General features: G+C 42.9%; 9 protein-coding genes. All 9 read right to left on the bottom strand.

The genetic code is table 11. From position 1 onward, the window contains the following. Positions 1-9: 9 nt before the first annotated feature. On the bottom strand, positions 10-240 hold the full coding sequence (locus tag B3394_RS04740; RefSeq protein ID WP_177729834.1) for a hypothetical protein: 231 nt from the start codon (positions 238-240) through the stop codon (positions 10-12). Positions 241-300: 60 nt separating this feature from the next. Then, positions 301-3,489, bottom strand: a complete 3,189-nt coding sequence (locus B3394_RS04735) for a beta strand repeat-containing protein (protein ID WP_286913583.1) — start codon at positions 3,487-3,489, stop codon at positions 301-303. 276 nt (positions 3,490-3,765) lie between these two features. Continuing rightward, positions 3,766-4,905, bottom strand: a complete 1,140-nt coding sequence (locus tag B3394_RS04730) for a T9SS type B sorting domain-containing protein (protein WP_286913581.1) — start codon at positions 4,903-4,905, stop codon at positions 3,766-3,768. A 51-nt stretch (positions 4,906-4,956) separates the two neighbouring features. Next, the gene (locus B3394_RS04725; RefSeq protein WP_177729841.1) at positions 4,957-6,021 is read right to left on the bottom strand and encodes a hypothetical protein; all 1,065 of its coding nucleotides are present in this window, start codon (positions 6,019-6,021) and stop codon (positions 4,957-4,959) included. A gap of 20 nt (positions 6,022-6,041) precedes the next feature. Next, positions 6,042-7,688 carry a lamin tail domain-containing protein gene (locus tag B3394_RS04720; RefSeq protein WP_286913579.1) on the bottom strand — a complete coding sequence of 549 codons (1,647 nt, stop codon included), beginning with the start codon at positions 7,686-7,688 and terminating at the stop codon, positions 6,042-6,044. A gap of 198 nt (positions 7,689-7,886) precedes the next feature. Further along, a complete protein-coding gene (locus B3394_RS04715) occupies positions 7,887-11,126 on the bottom strand; it encodes a T9SS type A sorting domain-containing protein (protein WP_286913575.1) in 3,240 nt (1,079 codons plus the stop codon). 197 nt (positions 11,127-11,323) lie between these two features. Beyond that, positions 11,324-14,536, bottom strand: coding sequence for a T9SS type A sorting domain-containing protein (locus tag B3394_RS04710; RefSeq protein WP_286913566.1), 3,213 nt, complete (start codon positions 14,534-14,536; stop codon positions 11,324-11,326). Between the two features lie 233 nt (positions 14,537-14,769). Beyond that, positions 14,770-19,557, bottom strand: coding sequence for a beta strand repeat-containing protein (locus B3394_RS04705; RefSeq protein WP_286913556.1), 4,788 nt, complete (start codon positions 19,555-19,557; stop codon positions 14,770-14,772). Positions 19,558-19,823: 266 nt separating this feature from the next. Then, on the bottom strand, positions 19,824-20,499 hold a 676-nt coding region (locus tag B3394_RS04700; protein WP_286913543.1), incomplete at its 5' end, for a T9SS type A sorting domain-containing protein.

The raw sequence follows: 20,499 nt of genomic DNA, 5'->3' as shown, positions 1-20,499 counted from the left end.
CAACCTATTTTAGGACGACTCATTCAATTGTGCTGCTCTTCTTCTATTGATCACAAAAAAAGCAAAAGCTATTGCAATGATCGTCAGCCATAATAAATATCCGTCAATTGGCACCGGAGTATCTGTAGGATTTGTATCGTCAGTATCACCGAAATCACCCGGCTCCTCTGCCGCAAACGCCATCACATCCAACAATAGTGTAAAAATAACGACGTAACTGTATTTTAATATCTTTTTCATAGTCCTAATGTATAGTACAACTTTCGTGTAGTGCCGCAACACTACACGAAGTATTTTTTATTAATAAATTACTTTAACCGTTTTTGTTTTATTGTCTTCCGATTTTACCTGAACCAATAATACTTCATTCGCTGCAGTTAAATCAGAAATCACAAAAGAACCAGCATTCACATTTGCTTTCTGGTACACCAAACGGCCTCTGATATCAAAAATAGCAATGTCTTTGATTTGCGTATTTTTAGTTTCGATATGTAACGCTGCATTTTGCCTGAATACTACAACAGCATTAGCATCTAATGTTGTATCTACCGTTCCCAAAGTGTTTTTGTAAACGATTTCAAAACGATTGTCGAATGTTCCCTCTGCTGAAGCAAATGCATAGGCACCCGCTTTCAGGTCGTGTAATACTCCTGCTGTTTTATCTTTTAAATAAACATCCTGAGCTCCCAAGAACACTCCGTCCATAGCCGATAAGGTAACGCTGTAGTTTCCTGCTGTAGCCGCTTTAAATCCTAAAGTCACAACATCTTCTGCATTGAAAGGCAAAGAACGTCCCTGGATAGTATAGTCTGCTCCGGCAATTTTAGACGATAAAGCACTTCCTGTAGTTCCGAATGCCAATCCGTCATAACCGCGGTCTACTCCTTCTGTAGCGCCCTCTGCATAAGCAATCAGAATCTGGTTGAAAGCTGTTCCGGCATCATTGGTTAAGTTAAGCCACATTCTGTGTTTTTCTGTTTCCGGAAGCGTAGCGTTAGCACTGCTCACTTTAAAGAACTGGTTCCCGTTTTCAGCAGCACGCATTGTGTTTGCGAAAGTTACATTTCCTCCTGCCGGCAATGATTTTACTATAAATCCTTGTCCAACCTGAATTTTACCGTTTGGCACATTCGCCGGTACGCCGGAAGTTCCGGCTGTAGCCGCTACTCCTCCTACGCCCGGAGTCCATGTTGCATAGTTTGTTCCTGCCGGGAATTGTCCCTGAGCATTCATCGTTAAAGTATGTGCATAGAAGTATAAAGTTCCGTCGATCGTTGTATTGTTACTTACAAAAGTCGCTCCATCAATAACAGACGGATAAGGATTACCCACCATGTTGTATCCGGTACCTGTAGTTTCTAATGTAAATGTTACATTACCATTGTTTGGTTTCCCTACAAAAGTTCCTTCCCATGCAGCTGCCGGTGAAGCCTGGTAATTGTTTGGTGCTCTTACTGCAAAACCTTTACCAACAACAAAAGTTGTTGCTGCCGTTAATCCGGTGTTTACATAAGTATTCGTACTCGTTTGATACGTATAAAAACGGTTTGTCAGTGTATTTGGAGAGAATCCGAAAAGATTTTGTGCTTCTACCGGTGAAGACCATAAAGTATGATCCAAACGTACAATTGGCGCTGAATTTCTATGCAGGGTCACTGCTCCGGTATTGGCAACAGCATTTGTCTGAATTAAGTTTGCATTGTTCTGGATCACAAAATCAGCTGCTGTCATATTATTCACTACTTCATTTACAACAGTAAGGTTTGTACCGGATGCCAATGTAAATGATCCTGAATTTAATGTTAATTTTTTAGTGGTAAACGCACCGTTTGTATTGGTGTTGTAAGCTCCGGCAATAACTGCTTCAATAGTCGCATCCGGTCCTGTTACGTTAGACCATGCCGTTCCGTTCCAGGTTACTGTACTTAGTTTTGTTGTTACTGTCGTTACATTTGAGTTTGATGAAGTAGTAGCTGTAGCTGTTGCACGCACTCTGTAATAGTAAGCGGTATTCGGATTTAATCCTGTTACTGCATAAGTTGTTACATTACCAACATTTCTGTCGTTATACCCGGTAACAAAAGATGGTGTTGATCCTGTATAATTGATTGTAAGTTCATCTACATAAGCCAGGTTACCTCCTCCATTTGCAAGCAAAATCTTAACATCGGAAGCGGTTTCATTGACATTTACGGTATAATCGCTATGTGATGTTGTCAAGTTGATTGTTTGAAGCAATGTCGTTACCCCATTTACAATTTTGCTAACCTGTAATGTCGTTGCAGAAGCCCCTCTTTTAGCTGAAAATGTAATTGTGCTTATTTTAGCAAAACCTGGTGTGGTCATTTTTCCAGTACTCGCTCTAAGTTGTGCTCCATATCCTGACACAGACTGATTGGCCGCAGCTCTGATAACATCTTCTACTTCCCAGTTTCCGGAAGCCAATGGAGTAGTACCTGTTCCATATCCGGAAGTACTAAGCCCTGTTTCAAATTCTTCCAATACACTTGATGGTGTATCAATTCCAAAACTTGCATGTTCACTTACGTCAAGACGATATCCCGATGCTCCTGCAACAGTTTCCCAGTTTGCATTAAATTGCAACTGTTGTACCGTTGTAGCTGCAGTTGTCACAGGCGTCTGTAATGTTCCCGTTCCGGAAACAGCTACAGTTGGAGGCGAAGAAACACCACCACCTGAAAAAGTAATATTACCGGATTTAGCTCCAACAGATTGCGGAGTAAATCTAACATATACCGGTACGTTCGTTATTGTTCCAGAAGTTGGCGTTAACGATACTGATCCTGACCAGGCTGACTGGTCTTTACTTATCTGAAAATCTGTAGACGGTGCATTAACCGTAATATCTCCTGTCAGGTTTGCTCCGGAAATTGTTACAGTACTGTTTGCTGAATTTGTTCCTACATTAACATTCCCAAAACCCGGGACAGTACTTGGTGTAGCTGTTATAGCAGGAACTGTAGCAGTACCTGATGCTACTAATTTAATAGCCTGTACTCTTATTCCACGACCAGAAGTTCCATTATTTGAAATTCTTATAACAACCTGACTACTTACAGAGTTTAAATTTATAGTCGATCCTACATAAGTAGAACTTGAAGGTGTAGTCGTTGTAGTTGTTTGTGTAAAAGTAGTTCCTCCATTATAGGATATTTCTATCTTTCCAGGATTTGCCGTTCCCGAATCAAAAGTAGCTACATTTATAGTAAACACAGCACTTGTGTAGCTGGATAAATTATAACTGCTTGTTGTGATTACGTCACTTGGATTACCGGCATCTAATAAATAATAACTTGATTTATCAATGTCATTTGTAGGCACATTATTTGCACTTGTCCATCCGGACGGGAAAGCTCCGCCTCCCGAAACGCTAAAGATCGTTGTTTGCCCCCACGAGTTTACACTCAATAAGCATATGATGAGCAACATCAGACACTTAGGCAAATGATAATGTAATTTTTGTTTCATAAATATTTGTTTTTTTGAGCCTCCAAAGGTATAAAGATGTTTCAAATTTTTACATTGCGTATGTTACTATTTCATTAATTAACAATAGAAATACATTTTATTAATTTTTTAACACTTTTCGTCGATAAAAATTCACAATACACACGATAACAAGTGAATAACATTTAATTTAATTTTAACATTGCACCCTTTTTTAACATTTAAAAATCAAAATACCCTGTTACATTAACAATATTGTCAACGTAACAGGGTATAATTTATGGTTATAAACGTAAATTATCGTTTCATACTGAAATGGGCTTTGAATTCTTTTTGCACTCCATCTTCATAATAATCCAGCACAAACCAATAATCGGTAGACGGTAACGGGTTTCCGTTATAGGTTCCGTCCCAGCCTCTTCCTTTGGGCGAAATTTGTTTAATTACTTTACCATAGCGGTCAAATATTGTAATCTTTGCTTTTTCCGGATTTGGCAAACCGGTAATATTCCAGGTATCGTGGTAGGAATCACCGTTTGGCGTAAAATACCGGGGATAATTCAGCACATTTACTTTGAGTGGTACCTCACCGCATCCTCTGGTATCCCTTACATTTATCGTATATGATCCTGATTTGTTCACATAAAAAACAGGCTCACTCTGAAAAGGACCGTCATTTAACTGGTATTCATAATCGCCGGATCCCTGTGTAACCGTAACCGTAATTGCCTGATACAGCTCAAACGCTTCTTTTACAACCGCATAAGCAACGGCAACCGAAGACACTCCAATGGTAGCCGTATCAGTACCGGAACAACCGGTAGCCGTATGGGTAACCGTTACCGCATAATTTCCGGGCTGTGTTGCCACAAGGGTATTGGAATTCCCGGATAACGGCATGTTATTTAATGTCCATAAAAAGGTATTCCCTGCCTGCGGAACTCCGGAATTTAAAAGAACCGGATCTACTAAAACACCCGTAACCGGATTAACACAGGCAACAGTATCTGCTAAATTGGGCTGCGGAGCACTTTTCAGGTCAACCGTTAACTGCTGTACCGGTCCCAGACAGCCGGAAACAGCGTCTTTTTCCTGAACCTGGATAGTATAAGTTCCAGGCGGCGTATTGCCCCAGTTAACCGTTACCTGGTTTGTACTGGGCGGATTTACATACCCTATGGTTCCTGAAAAGCCGGTATTTAAAACAGTCCATACATAAACAGAGCCTATAGTTCCCAAACCGCTGTTTTCTAAAGCATCCACCTTATAAACCGAAGTCGCGGTTCCGTAGCAAATCGATTGCTGACCGTAGCTGACAAACCCGGTACTTAAGAGCAGAAGCCCTGTTAGCATTCTAAAATACCGCTGCATTTTCGAACACTTTATTGCCTCTTCTTTAGTTGCGTATATACTATTTGTATCTGTTCTTTTACTCATTATTTTCTTTATTCACTCCGGCTTTAAGCCGTTGCTTATCGCTGTTTCTCTTTAATTAAAAATAATAGCCGATGTTGTTGGCGCTGCAGGCTGCGGGTTTATGGTTACCGCGGTTGCTCCCGAAGTACATCCTCCTGCACTTTGAACGGTTACATTATAATTGCCCGGCGTCAGGTTATTAAAAGTTGTACCGGCCTGGTAATTAACCCCGTCAATACTATACGTAAGTCCTGCTCCTAACGGTGCTGTTACCTGTATGGCTCCCAACGCCTGGGCACAGGTAGGCTGCGTTGGCGTTACCGTTGGTGCCGTTGGCGCGGCCGGCTGTGCGTTAATCGTTATTGCCATAGGGCTGGAGATACATCCTGCCGGATTTTTTACAGTTAGATTATACGATCCCGGTGCCACATTATTAAAAGCTACACCCGTTTGATAATTCGTTCCGTCAATGCTGTATTCATAACCTGTTCCTACCGGAGCAGTAACTGTAATGGTTCCTGTGGCAACGGCACAGGTAGGCTGTGTTAATGTTGCGGTAGGTGCTGCCGGTAATGCCGGTTGTGCGTTAATTGTAACCGGGGTTATTCCGGAAATACAGCCAGCTGCATTTTTAACCGTTACATTATAGGTTCCCGGCGCCAGGTTGTTAAATCCTGTTCCTGCCTGATAGTTCGTTCCGTCAATGCTATAGGTAAGTCCTGTTCCTACAGGAGTGGTTACGGTAATGCTACCCGTTCCCACAGCACAGGTAGGCTGAACCGTTGTTACCGTCGGGTTAACCGGAATATTTTCAATGGTAACCGTTACGTCAACCGGAGTTCCCGGACATCCGGCCGCATTGGTTTCCGTTACCTGCAAGGTATATACCCCTGCCGGTGTTGTTCCCCAGTTAATGGTAATACTGTTTGCATTTACACCGGGTGTTCCGGTAATGGTACCCGCAAAAGTATTGGGTGTTACCACCCAGCTGTAGGTAGAACCTGCCGGACCGGAACCAGGAGTATTTACGCTATAGTTTTTAACCGCACCCACACATATTGTCTGTTGCGCATAGCCTCCCAGGGATGCCAACAACACAAGTGTGAAAATTAAATTTTTTAAATAATGCTGTTTCATGTTTTCTATTTAGTAATTTTTTAATTAAAATAAATTCCCGCTGTGACCGGTTTTGTTTTCACCGTAAGCATAGCGGCATGCGAGCTTTCCTGGCAGCCTGAAATATTTACAAAGCAATAATACTGGTTCCCGTTGAAGCTTATCGGCACGTTATTCACGGTAAGTGTCGCCGTTGTTGCCCCGGAATAGGTAGCCGAATTGGTCACATTTACCCAGTTTCCGGAACTGTTCAGTATTTTCCACTGATAGGTGACTCCTGCCGGATTGCTGACACCCACCGTAAAGGATGCTGTCTGATTTTCGCAGATAATGGCATTAACCGGTTGCGGCGCAATCACCGTGGTTGTGGAGTTGTTATAATTTTGCAGGCCAATGTCGGCACAGCTTTCCGAAGAAGAAGTATTCCATTCGCTGTCCACAAAAGTGCTGTTGGGTGCCGGAACCGTATTGAGCCTGATTACCGAGTAACCGGCATTATTGGGTGCATTGACCACATCAATTACCGTTGTATTTTTTACCAGTTCGAATGCATCATTGGCATTAAAACCGGTATTGTAAGTCATGTTTGGCGTAAAGGTACATACCGGGGCATCGTTTCCTATCCGGATAAGGTAAACACTGCCCGATGCCAGTGTTCCGGTAAGCGGTATTGTATAGGAAGGTGTAGCATCGCCAATATTTCCGTATCTCAAAATGGAATACTGGGTCATATTAATTGTTGCCCCGGTTCCGTTATACAATTCTATCACGCCTCCATCTCCAACCTGGGCATCATAAAGTTCTGAGATAAACAAATCCGCGTAAAGCGTACTACAATTTGAGGATAGTATCGTATAAGAAGCTGCCGAAGTACCCGTACAGTTATTTGTTGTAATGGTCACTGCTCCTGTTGTTGCTCCTACCGGAATAACCGCTTCAATTAACGTATTGGATATAACCGTAAATGAGGTTGCCGGAACACCGTTGAATTTAACCGAAGTGGTTCCGGAACCGTTCAGGAAACCATTCCCATTGATCTTCACCAGTGTATTGACCGGAGCTGACGCTGGCAGAAAACTTGTAATCACAGGCTGCGTACAGGCAGCAACCACCTGTCCGTTAAACGTAAAATCGTTGATACTGAATGTCCCGCTTCCGCCGGATGCTCCCCATGCATATATCCTGAATCGTATTGCCTGGGTGATATTCTGGAAAGCAGCACCGGAAAGGCTTATCGTTGTTCCGCTTACCGTTGCCGTACCGATATTACCGGCAAAAGAATCGACAGAAGACCGGAATGCAAAAGAAGTTGGTCCTGTGCCGGATGCCTGTCCGGTATATTCAAAGCTTGTAAAGTTGATGGCATACCCGACAGATGGCGTTAAGACAAATTCGAAATACTGAGTTGCTCCTAATGATCCTATATTCCATCCGGTGGCATTATACCTGTTGTTGGTATTACTTCCGTTGATCCCAGATCCTCTTCCGATACCGGAAACGGTTATATTCGGGTTTACAAGCTGTCCGGCAGTATAAGGGTTTGCCGTATTGGGATTGGTGCCGGTAATGGGATTACTAAAAATACTTTGTCCATAACTATCTGTAAAACCGAGTATCAAGAGAAACAATACTCCGAAAATCCTGGAAAAAGCCGGCGCTTTTAGTTGATATAATGTTCTTAAATCCATTAAACGTATTCTGTTTTTAGCTCTTTTGTTCTTTTCAATTTGAGCGTTACAAAAATAACGACCAGCACATCACCACCTTTGTTTATCACATTATCATATACCATTCATAAGGTTATCATTGCGTTAAGCACCGGTTTTAATTATTTCCATAAAAAAACCTCTCCGAGGAGAGGCTTTTTTTTTAAAATCAAAAAAAATTTATTTCTTAACCACTTTAATGGATTGTGACTGACCATTGGCTTTTACCTGTACAATATAGGCGCCTGCGGGCAAAACACTCATATCTAAAAGTACTGTATTGGTAGCCGGTTTTTCGGCAATCACCCGCTGACCAATCAAATTGAACACCTCAACCGAGGCAATCGCGTCTGTATAGGTTACTGTAAACACAGCTGCTACCGGATTCGGATAGTATTTCAAGCCTGTAATTTCAAATGAAGAAGTCCCTAACGTTACCGTTACTGTCACCGCCAAAGGGCTCACACTTCTGCATCCGCCAACTGTCTGAACCGCATAATAAGTTGTTCCGCTTACCAATTGTGTTCCGGCAGCGATCGGGTTTGTATTTGCCAATGCATCGGCAGCCGTCGGGTACCAAACTACAGCCGTTCCCGTTACAACGAGGTCTTCAATTGTTGCCTCAGCAGCCGTATTCACATTAATAGTCTGCGTACTGTTTCCTGTTGGCGGCGGTGTAGTCGTTACATTTACCATTACCGTAGCTTCTGTATAACAGCCGGTAGCCGGGTTTGTTCCTCTAACGGTATAGGTTGTCGCTGTTGTTGGCGATACCGTTACTGTACTTCCGGTTAGGTTACCCGGTGTCCAGGTCCAGTCTAAAGTTCCCGCTCCTGTTGTCACAACCTGGCCTCCGAATATCACATTCAGGCGTTGTACGGATAAAGCAGCAGAAGGATTCGTTTCCGCCAATATAAAAGTTGTCGGTAATGTTGAGGTAACAGCTGAAGCCGTTTTATTTCCGGTAGTTGCCGTATAATAGGTTATGGCATTATTTGTCAAATTTGCCCCATCCTGCCTTACATCTACGATAATATTCGATACGCCGTCCCAGGCATAAGGCGTTGCAAATGTGATGGTATTTACACCTATAGTATGGGCATAGGTAGCCGGTCCGTACACAAGGTTTAATCCTGTTGTTGTAAATCCGGTTAATGTACTGTTAGCCGTTGTTCCGATTCTGATCGTAAAATTCGTAACATTAGCCGCATCACCCAGAGTGGTAATGATATAAGCAATTGAGGTGATGTTACCGGCTCTTAATCCGGCAGCCGTAAGCTCTGCTGCGGTATAAACCGTTTGATTCCAGTATTGCGACCAACGGTTACAGAAAGCTGTCGGTTGGGTTGTTGCCGATGTTAAGGTTGTTGTCCCTGTTCCGATGGCAGCAGTTCCCGGACCAATAACACTTGTAAGTGCCGTTAGCGTTGTAGAAGTCCCCTGGCAAACTGTTGGGTTTGCGGCAGAAGCCGTAACAACCGGCAGCGGATTGATGTTTACCACTACATTTGTCGCTATCGCACAAACACCTGCCGATTGTGAAGCTGTTAAGGTATACGTTGTGGTAGCTGCCGGATTAAATACCCATCCGCTGGCTGCATTTCCGGTAACGCCTGTTGCCGGTGACCAAACGAAAGTATCATAATTTGCTGCTCCTGTAGCAATTGTTACCGCACTGCCGGACTGACCGCTGCAAACCGCTGTTGTACTGTTTGTACTTAATGTAAATGCCGGTGGCGTTGTTACCGTAGCCACCACTTCTGTTCTTGGAGAAGCGCATGTTGCCTGGAACACCCAGTTATAGAAGCCCATATAGTAATTTGCATTATAACCGTTTCCGGTAATGTTTGCTACAGAAGAGGTGTAAGGATAAACCGCTCCGGTAGTATTTCTTGATAAACCAGACGACGGCATGGCTGGATACAACTGATAGTTACCCGGTGTTAACACATGGTTTAATGTAATGGTTTGCGGGGTGGCACCACCGGATACATTTGTGGTGTACGGATAAGTGGCAATTACAGTACCGGCACCGTTTCTTACAATAATAGCCGCTGTTTGTCCTGACGTTATCGGGAAAACATCTACAGATGTTAAGGTTGTATTTTCCAGAACCGTGAAGCTCACATCCCAGTCCACTGTTTGTGTTCCTATCGTTCCTCCCTGTGCTGTTGGTGAAAGAGGTCCCAGCGATGTTACTCCCGGCACTCCTGCCTCAACCCAGTAAGAAGTTGTTGCTGAAATTACCGGTGTTGCAAATGTCGCTCCGGTTCCTAATGCCACTCCACCGGTTGCTGCGGCATACCAGCTAAGGATTCCGCCGGTTGCCGTTGCGCCCAAAGTTGCAGAACCGTTACCACAGACACTGCCCGGTGTGGTTCCGGTAATATCGGCATAATCACAAGCTGTTATAAGGCTTGTCACACTGCTCCATGCACTAAAATCGCCGCCACCGCAATTGGAGCGGACATATAACGAATATGTTGTTGAAGCTGCCAAGCCTGTTACGTTTTTAGTAACAATTCCGGCAGCTGTAGTACCTGACGTTGTAAGACCTGTTGCACCGCTTCCGGCTGCACCGCTTGTCCTGATCTCATATTCATATCCGCTTGCCGGAATTGATGCAGAAGCCGTCCATGAAATGGTCGCTGCATTTTTTGTAATGCCTGCAACAGTAACATCTGTAGGCGGAACACAACTTGGCACCATCGCTGTTAAAGAGATATTATCTAACGAAGCCGGCGGATTTGCACCGCCCGAAGCATCATTTTTCCAAACAAATACCAGCCGTTTTGTTTTTCCGGAAACATAGTTCAATTGTGCTGCTGTAAAGGTATACGTTACAGCTGTAGTTGTCGTGGGAACTGTCGTCCCGTTACGCTGTAATAAAAAATAGCCTGTAGTGCCATTTGTATAGCCCGTCCAATTTGTACTGGTTGTATTGGTTGTGGCCGGACCGGCAGTAGATGGTGTAATGCTGGTATCCATTATATACACCAGCAGGTTATCCCAGTCATTGTCGCTTCCGTTTGCTCTCCAGTCAAAAGCTAAATCAACAGCTGCAACACCAGCCGGGAAAGCCACATCTCTGTAAAAGTGAGACCGGCTTGTTGTTGTTGTACTATAACCCCATGTTACTCCGGAATCATTGGAAACGTAAGCGCCTCTTGCTCCCGAAAACCATCCCGGTACTGTTCCTAAAACCCATCTATTATTTGTATCATCAACTTGTGTCCATCCATTACTGGCAAATGTTGTTCCGTCTTCAAATCCACCCTCTACATTGGGATTAATCAATACCGTTTGCGCATTCATTGGCTGTCCGAGAAGGAAAGCCATTAAAAATAAACAGCAGGCAGTCCATTTCAGTCTCCATACTCTTTGCCCGCAATTCTCTTTTAATAAAATAGTTTTCTTCATAAATAAAAATTTTAAATGGTTTATATCATAACTAATATAACCATTAAAAAACCGCAAACCATTACAAAACAGAACTTTAATAGCTAAAAATGAGTATTATAACAAAATAATAGCGCGTGTTATTATAATTAACTTTTAGCATTCTATAAAATAAAAAAAGCCGCTCAAATGAGCGGCTTTTCCTAAAATCAAAAAACTTATTTTTTAATCACTTTAATGGATTGTGATTGACCATTCGCTTTTACTTGTAAAATATAAGCTCCAGCTGGCAGCACACTCATATCAATAAGGGCTGTATTTGTATTTGGCTTTTCAGCAATTACCCGCTGACCAATTAAGTTAAATATCTCAACCGATGTGATAGCATCTGTATAGGTTACTGTAAACACATCTACTACCGGGTTTGGATAGTATTTTAAGCCTACGATTTCAAATGAAGAGGCACCTAATGTTACGGTTACGGTTACCGCTAACGGGCTAACACTTCTACATCCGTTAACAGTCTGCATTGCATAATAGGTTGTTCCGCTTACTAATTGTGTTCCGGCAGCGATCGGGTTTGTATTTGCCAATGCATCAGCCGAGGTTGCATACCAAACTACAGCCGTTCCCGTTACAACGATGTCTTCAATTGTTGCATCAGCTGCCGTGTTGGCATTGATAGTCTGCGTACTGTTTCCTGTTGGTGCCGGTGTAGACGTTACGTTTACCGTTACCGTAGCTTCTGTATAACAGCCGGTAGTTGCGTTTGTTCCTCTAACAGTGTAGGTAGTCGCTGTTGTTGGCGATACTGTTACTGTACTTCCGGTTAAGTTACCCGGTGTCCAGGTCCAGTCTAAAGTTCCTGCTCCTGTTGTTACAACCTGGCCTCCGAATACTACATTCAAACGTTGTGTAGATACTGTTCCTGCCGGGTTTGTTGTAGACAATACGGTAGTAGAAGACGGTGTTGATGAAACAGCCGAAATAGTCATGTTTCCGGTAGTAGCCGTATAATAGGTTACCGCATTATTAGTAGCATCTACTCCATCCTGTCTTATATCTAGAATAATGTTCGATACACCGTCCCAAACATAAGGTGTTGCAAATGTGATGGTATTTACACCTACAGCATGAGCATAGGTAGATGGTCCGTACACAAGGTTCAATCCTGTTGTTGTAAATCCTGTTAATGTACTGTTAGTTGTAGTTCCGATTCTGATCGTGAAATTCGTAACATTAGCGGCATCCCCTAATGTGGTAATATTATAAGCAATCGAAGTGATATTTCCTGCTTTTAATCCGGCAGCCGTAAGTTCTGCAGCGGTATAAACCGTTTGGTTCCAGTATTGATCAAAACGATTACAAAAAGCTGTTGGCTGGTTTGTTGCCGATGTTAAGGTTGTTCCTGTTCCGATAGCAACAGTTCCCGGACCAATAACGCTTGTAAGTGCCGTTAATGTTGTGGAAGCGCCCTCGCAAACGGTTGGGTTTGCTGCAGAAACCGTAACAACCGGTAGCGGGTTGATGTTTACTACTACACTAGCTGTAGTAGCACAAGCACCTGCCGATTGTGAGGCTGTTAAGGTATAGGTTGTGGTAGCCGTTGGATTAAATACCCATCCGTTAGCTGCATTTCCGGTAACACCTGTTGCCGGTGACCAAACGAAAGTATCATAATTTGCCGCTCCTGTTGCGATAGTTACCGCAGCAGCAGCCTGCCCGCTACAAACAGCTGTTGTACTGTTTGTACTTAATGTAAATGCCGGTGGCGTTGTTACCGTAGCCACAACTTCTGTTCTTGGAGAAACACATGATGCCTGGAACACCCAGTTATAGAAGCCCATATAGTAATTTGCATCATACCCGTTTCCGGTAATGTTTGCTACAGAAGAGGTGTAAGGATAAACCGCTCCGGTAGTATTTCTTGATAAACCAGCCGATGGCAAGGTTGGATACAACTGGTAGCTTCCCGGTGTTAACGCATGGTTTAATATAACGGTTTGTGCTGTTGCACCTCCGGATACATTTGTGGTGTACGGATAAGTAGCAATTACAGTACCCGAACCGTTTCTAACAATAATAGCTGCTGTTTGCCCTGACGTTACCGGGAAAACATCTACAGATGTTAAGGTTGTATTTTGTGTAACTGTGAAGTTAACGTTCCATTCTACTGTTTGTGTTCCTATCGTTCCACCCTGTGCTGTTGGCGAAAGAGGTCCCAGTGATGCTACTCCCGGCACTCCTGCCTCAACCCAGTAAGAGGTTGTTGTTGAAATTACCGGTGTTGTAAATGTAGCTCCGGTTCCTAATGCCGTTCCGCCGGTTGCTGCCGCATACCAGCTAAGGTTTCCGCCGGTTGCCGTTGCTGCCAAAGTTGCAGAACCGTTACCGCAAATACTGCCCGGTGTGGTTCCGGTAATATCGGCATAATCACAGGCTGTTACAAAACTTGTTACACTGGTCCATGCACTAAAATCGCCGCTACCGCAGTTGGAGCGGACATATAACGAATATGTTGTTGAAGCTGCCAAGCCGGTTACGTTTTTAGTAACAATTCCGGCTGCTGTAGTTCCTGACGTTGTTAGACCTGTTGCACCGCTTCCGGCTGCACCACTCGTTCTGATCTCATATTCATATCCGCTTGCAGGAGCTGATGCAGGAGCTGTCCATGAAATAGTTGCTGCATTTTTTGTAATGCCTGCAACAGTAACCGCTGTAGGCGCAATACAGCTTGGTACCGTAGCTGTTAAAGAGATATTGTCTAAAGAAGCCGGTGGATTCACCCCGTCTGAACCATCATTTTTCCAAACAAATACCAGACGTTTTGTTTTTCCGGAAACGTAATTTAATTGTGCCGTTGTAAAGGTATATGTTACCGCAGTAGTTGTTGTGGGAGCCGATGTACCGCTACGCTGTAATAAATAATAGCCTGTAGTGCCATTAGTATAGCCCGTCCAACCGGTTGTTGTTGTATTTGTTGTTGTAGGACCAACATTAGATGGCGTAATACTGGTATCCATTACATACACCATCAGGTTATCATAGTTACCGTCGTTTCCGTTACCTCTCCAGTCAAAAGCTAAATTAACTGCAGTAGCGCCGGCCGGGAAAGCCACATCTCTGTAAAAGTGTGATCGGCTGGTTGCTCCCGCATTATAGCCCCATGTTGTTCCGGAATCACTGGAAACATAAGCACCTCTTGATCCCGAAAACCACCCTGGAACTGTTCCTAAAGCCCATTTATTAGTAGTATCGTCAACCTGTGTCCATCCGTTACTGGCAAATGTTGTTCCGTTTTCAAATCCACCTTCTGCAGCGGGATTAATCAGCACTGTTTGTGCTGTCATTGACTGTCCGATAAGGAAAGCCATTACCAGCAAATAGCAGGCGTTCCATTTCTGCCCCCATACTTTTTGCCAGTGATTCATTTTTAATAAAGTAGTTTTCTCCATGAATGATATAGTATTAGTTTATACTATACCAATGTAAAAAAATATTAATCACAAAAGCACTAAAAACAGCATTTTAACATCATAAAAAAACTATTATAACAAAATAACAACAAAGATCCTGTATAATTAACTTTTAAAATGAATAATTCGCATTTTGCCCCATAAAAAAAGCCGCTCATTTGAGCGGCTTTTCCTAAAAATCAAAAAACTTATTTTTTAATCACTTTAATGGATTGTGATTGACCATTTGCTTTTACCTGTAAAATATAAGCTCCTGTTGGTAAAGTGCTCATATCTAAAAGCGCTGTATTTGTATTTGGTTTTACTGCAATTACACGCTGACCAACCAAGTTAAATACCTCAACCGATGTGATAGCATCTGTATAGGTTACTGTAAACACATCTACTACAGGGTTTGGATAGTATTTCAATCCTACGATATCAAATGAAGAAGTACCTAATGTTACGGTTACAGTAACCGCTAACGGGCTAACACTTCTACATCCGCCAACTGTTTGCATTGCATAATAAGTTGTTCCGCTTACTAATTGTGTTCCGGCAGCGATCGGGTTTGTATTTGCCAATGCATCAGCAGCCGTTGGATACCAAACTACAGCCGTTCCTGTTACAACGATGCTTTCAATTGTTGCATCAGCAGCCGTGTTGGCATTGATTGTTTGTGTACTGTTTCCTGTTGGCGCCGGTGTAGACGTTACGTTTACCGTTACCGTAGATTCAGCATAACAACCTGTAGCGGAATTTGTTCCTCTAACCGTATAGGTTGTCGTTGTTGCTGGCGATACTGTTACTGTACTTCCGGTTAAGTTACCCGGTGTCCAGGTCCAGTCTATGGTTCCAGCTCCTGTTGAAACAACCTGACCTCCGAATACTACATTCAAACGTTGTGTAGACACTGTTCCTGTCGGGTTTGTTGTAGACAATACCGTAGTAGAAGACGGTGTTGACGAAACAGCCGAAATAGTCATGTTTCCGGTAGTTGTTGTGTAATAAGTTATGGAATTATTTGTAGCATCAACGCCATCATGTCTTACATCAACAATAATGTTCGATACACCATCCCAAACATAAGGTGTTGCAAATGTAATGGTATTTACACCTACAGCATGAGCATAGGTAGATGGTCCGTAAACAAGGTTTAATCCTGTTGTTGTAAACGCTGTTAACGTACTGTTAGTCGTAGTTCCGATTCTGATTGTGAAATTCGTAACATTAGCGGCATCACCTAATGTGGTAATGTTATAAGCAATCGAAGTGATATTTCCTGCTTTTAATCCGGCAGCTGTAAGTTCTGCAGCGGTATAAACCGTTTGGTTCCAGTATTGATCAAAACGGTTACAGAAAGCTGTCGGTTGTGTAGTTGCCGATGTTAAGGTTGTTCCTGTTCCAATAGCAACCGTTCCCGGAGCAATCGTTATTGCTGATAATGTTGTCGAAGTTCCTTCACAAACGGTTGCGTTTGCTGCAGAAGCCGCAACAACCGGTAGCGGGTTGATGTTCACTACTACATTTGCTGTAGTAGTACAAGCACCTGCCGATTGTGACGCTGTTAAAGTATAAGTTGTCGTAGCTGTTGGATTAAATACCCATCCGTTAGCTGCATTTCCGGTAACGCCTGTTGCCGGTGACCAAACGAAAGTATCATAATCTGCCGCTCCTGTTGCGATAGTTACCGCAGCAGCAGCTTGTCCGCTACAAACAGCTGTTGTACTGTTAGTGCTCAAAGCAAAAGTTGGTGGTGTTGTTACCGTAGCCACAACTTCTGTTCTTGGAGAAACACATGAAGACTGGAACACCCAGTTATAGAAGCTCATAAAGTAAGCTGCATCATAACCATTTCCGGTAATGTTTGCTACAGAAGAGGTGTAAGGATAAACCGCTCCGGTAGTATTTCTTGATAAACCAGCTGTTGGCAAGGTTGGATACAACTGGTAGCTTCCCGGTGCGAACACATGGTTCAATGTAATGGTTTGTGCTGTTGCACCACCGGATACATTTGTCGTGTACGGATACGTCGCAATAACAGTACCGGTACTGCTTCTAACAACGATCGCTCCTGTTTGCCCTGAAGTTACCGGGAAAACATCAACAGATGCCAATGCTGTATTTTGAGTAACTGTAAAGTTCACATTCCAAGCCGTTGTTTGCACTCCTATAGTACCTCCCTGTGCTGTTGGAGAAGCCGGACCTACTGATGCCGGAGTACCCAGAACACTTGTTTCAGCCCAATAAGATGTAGTGGCATTAATTACCGGAGTTGTATATGTCGCTCCGGTTGCCAATGCTGTTCCGCCTGTAGCTGCCGCGTACCATTTTACTGTTCCGCCTGTAGTCGTTACTCCTAAGTTAGCAGTTCCCTGTCCGCAGATTGTTGCAGGTGTTGTTCCTGTTATATCAAAATAATCACAACTGGTTGTAAAGTTCGTTACTGCTGTCCATGTACTGAAATCTCCTGCTCCGCAATTTGCACGAACATAAACGGCATAAGCCGTTGAAGGCAATAAACCTGTTACGTTTTTAGTAACAATTCCTGCAGCAGTAGTACCAGAAGTTGCAAGACCTGTTGCACCGCTTCCGGCTGCACCACTTGTTCTGATCTCATATTCATATCCGCTTGCCGGAGCTGATGTAGAAGCTGTCCATGAAATGGTAGCTGTATTTTTTGTAATCGCTGAAACAGCTGTTGCTGAAGCCGGCAAACAAGTTGGCGCTAACTCAACCGTAATTTCTCCTAAATACAAAGTACTCATGTTCGCTACAGAATAACACTGGAATCCGATGTTATAAACGCCTGTTGCCGGTGCTGTGAAATCAATTTCTTTCGCTACAACAGTAGTTCCTGTTCCTGTAGTTACATCAAATAAAGTGGTTGTCATTGCTGTATTTACAGCAGTAGTACCCACCGCTACTTTAAGTTTTTCAGCATATCCGGAGTCTTTATATTTAAATTTCAAACGGTAGCTAACACCTTGTGTTAAATTTAATCCGTTAGTAAAGAACCAATCATCTGCTGCATTGGTACCATGGTAAGGGTATCCCATTACTTTTCCTGTAATACCAGTTGTAGTAGCATAGCTCACCCATGTTCTGGTATCATTATTCACATTCTGAACGGTAGTACACATTGGAATTGCTGGTACAGTTACCGCTTCAATAGGCACTGTATAAGGAATCGCAGCATTATCACATACTGTCGTGAAAGTATAGGCAGCTGTCCAGGCACTAAAATCTGTAGCGCCACAAGCAGATCGCACATAAACCGTGTAAACTGTAGCCTGAGTTAAAGTAGCTACGTTAGCTGTAACAACACCTGCTGCCGTATTACCTGAAGCAGCAAGACCTGTTGCACCGCTTCCCGCTGCACCACTTGATCTTACTTCATACTGGTATCCGTTTGCCGGAGCTGTCGCCGGAGCTGTCCAACCGATAGTTGCCGTTGTCATCGTGATAGCCGAAGCATTAACTGCTGTAGGCACAAGACAAGAAGGAGTCACCTCAACAGCAATTTCTCCTACGTATAAAATGTTCATATTCGCCGCAGAATAACACTGGAATCCAATGTTATAAACTCCGGTAGTTGGTACCGTAAAATCAATTTCTTTTGCTACTACTGTACTTGTATTTCCTGTAGTCACATCAAACAAAGTAGTGGTCATTGCCGTATTTACAGCAGTAGTACCAATACCTACTTTAAGTTTTTCAGCATAGGCTGCATCTTTATATTTGAATTTCAAACGGTAGCTAACACCTTGCGTTAATTCTAATCCGTTAGTAAAAAACCAGTCATTTGCTGCATTGCTACCATGGTATGGATAACCCATTACTTTTCCTGTAATACCTGCTATAGAGGCATAACTTATCCATGTTCTGGTATCATTATTAACATTCTGAACGGTAGTACATGCAGGAATTGCAGGTACCGTTACCGCTTCGATCGGTACTATGTGCGGAATTGCAGATGGTGAACACAATGTTGTAAATGTACCCGCTGCTGTCCAGGCACTAAAATCGCCTGAACCACAATTTGCTCTCACATAAACAGAATAGGTAACCGCCGATGTAAGTCCGCTAATATTAGCTGTAGTAACTCCGGCTGCTGTAGTATTTGCTACTGTCAAACCAGTTGTTCCGCTACCCGCTGCTCCACTGGTTCTCACTTCATATTCATACCCGCTTGCAGGGGCAGAACCGGAAGCTGTCCAGTTGATTGTCGCAGTTTGTGTTGCAACAGCTGTTGCTGTAATATTCGAAGGTATTAAGCAGGTAGGTGCTACTGCCGTTAAAGAGATATTATCTACAGATGCCGGTGGATTTGTTCCACCCAATCCATCGTTTTTCCATACAAAAACAAGACGTTTTGTTTTCCCTGCAACATACGTTCTTTGTGCTGCAGTAAGTGAATAGGTTACGCTTGTAGTTGTAGTAGGCGTTACCGTTCCGCTACGTTGTAACAGGTAATACCCTGTAGTAGCACTAGTATAACCCGTCCATCCTGTCGTAGTTGTATTGGTTCCGGTTGGACCAGCCGTATCCGGAGTAACCGTTGTGTCTACAAGATACACTAACAGGTTGTCATAATCTGTATCATTTCCATTTCCTCTCCAGTCAAATACCAGATCTACTGCCGTTACACCGGCCGGAAAAGTGACATCACGATAAAAATGTGAACGGTTCGCCGTATTATTGGTATAAGCCCATGCTGCTCCTGAGTTATTAGAAACATAAGCACCGCCAGTACCGGTAAACCAACCCGGAACAGTTCCTACGTTCCAAGTATTGGTCGTTCCGTTAACCGCCGTCCATCCATTGCTGGCAAACGTTGTTCCGGTTTCGAAGCCGCCTTCTGCATTGGGGTTAATTAATAGTGTTGTTTGTGTTCCCTGCGCACTGACCTGTTGTCCTAACAAAAGTGCAAACAATAACAAACAACTAAAATTCCAGTGAATTTTCAATGCATTACGCCATCGAAATCCACTCAAAAAAGTAGAGTTTTTCATAAAATAGTGTCATTAGTTTATCGCGGCTAATTTAACAAAATAATAACACTATAAATGACATATATCTATTTTAACAATTATAAATGCAAAATCAATGAAAACACCATATTTTTTTAACATCAAGTTTTGTTAACGTTAAAAAGAATCAATAAGAAACAGTAATATAACAATATTACCCTTAATTAAGTTCAAAAAAAATAGTCTAAGAAATATTTCTTAGACTATTTTAAAGTATTTACGTTAATTATCTACCTTTTAACCACCTTAACGATCTCTTTTGCATCTCCAGATTTCAAATGAGCCGTATAAGTTCCTGCGGCTAATTGCGTCATGTCGATTTCTATCGTTGTCATGTTTACTGTTTTGTAAATAACCCGTTGTCCTAACATATTGAATACTTCAATTGTATTGATTGGTTCAGCATAACTAAACGTGATGTTATCAATAACCGGGTTAGGATAGTATTTGAATTGGTTTTTATCAAATGATGATGTTCCCAATGTAACTGTTACGGTAACAGCAAGTGCTGTAGTACTGGCACATCCGCTCACTGTTTGCGTTGCATAATAGGTAGAACCGTTTACCAGTTGTGTTCCTGCCGGAATGGCATTTGTTCCCGCCTGTGCATCTGCCAGTGTAGGGTACCAGATTATACCTGTTCCGGTCGCTACCAAATCTTCGATTGTTGCTTCTGCCGGTGTATTTACAGTGATTGTCTGTGTTGTTGCTCCACCAGGTTGTGGTGTTACATTTACAGTAACCGAAACTGATAGTCTTGTACTTTCACATCCCGAAATTGTTTGTGTCACATAGTACGTACCTGTTGCCAAAGCATCTGTTGCTGCCATCGCTGTACCTCCGGTTGGAACATTATACCATTGTACTCCCGTTCCTGTTGCTACCAATTGTGATACTGTTGCACTG

Source organism: Flavobacterium sp. UBA4197 (assembly GCF_002379575.1).
Lineage (GTDB): Bacteria > Bacteroidota > Bacteroidia > Flavobacteriales > Flavobacteriaceae > Flavobacterium > Flavobacterium inviolabile.
Note: the sequence above shows the minus strand (reverse complement) of the source record. Positions and strands in the feature narration are given on the sequence as shown.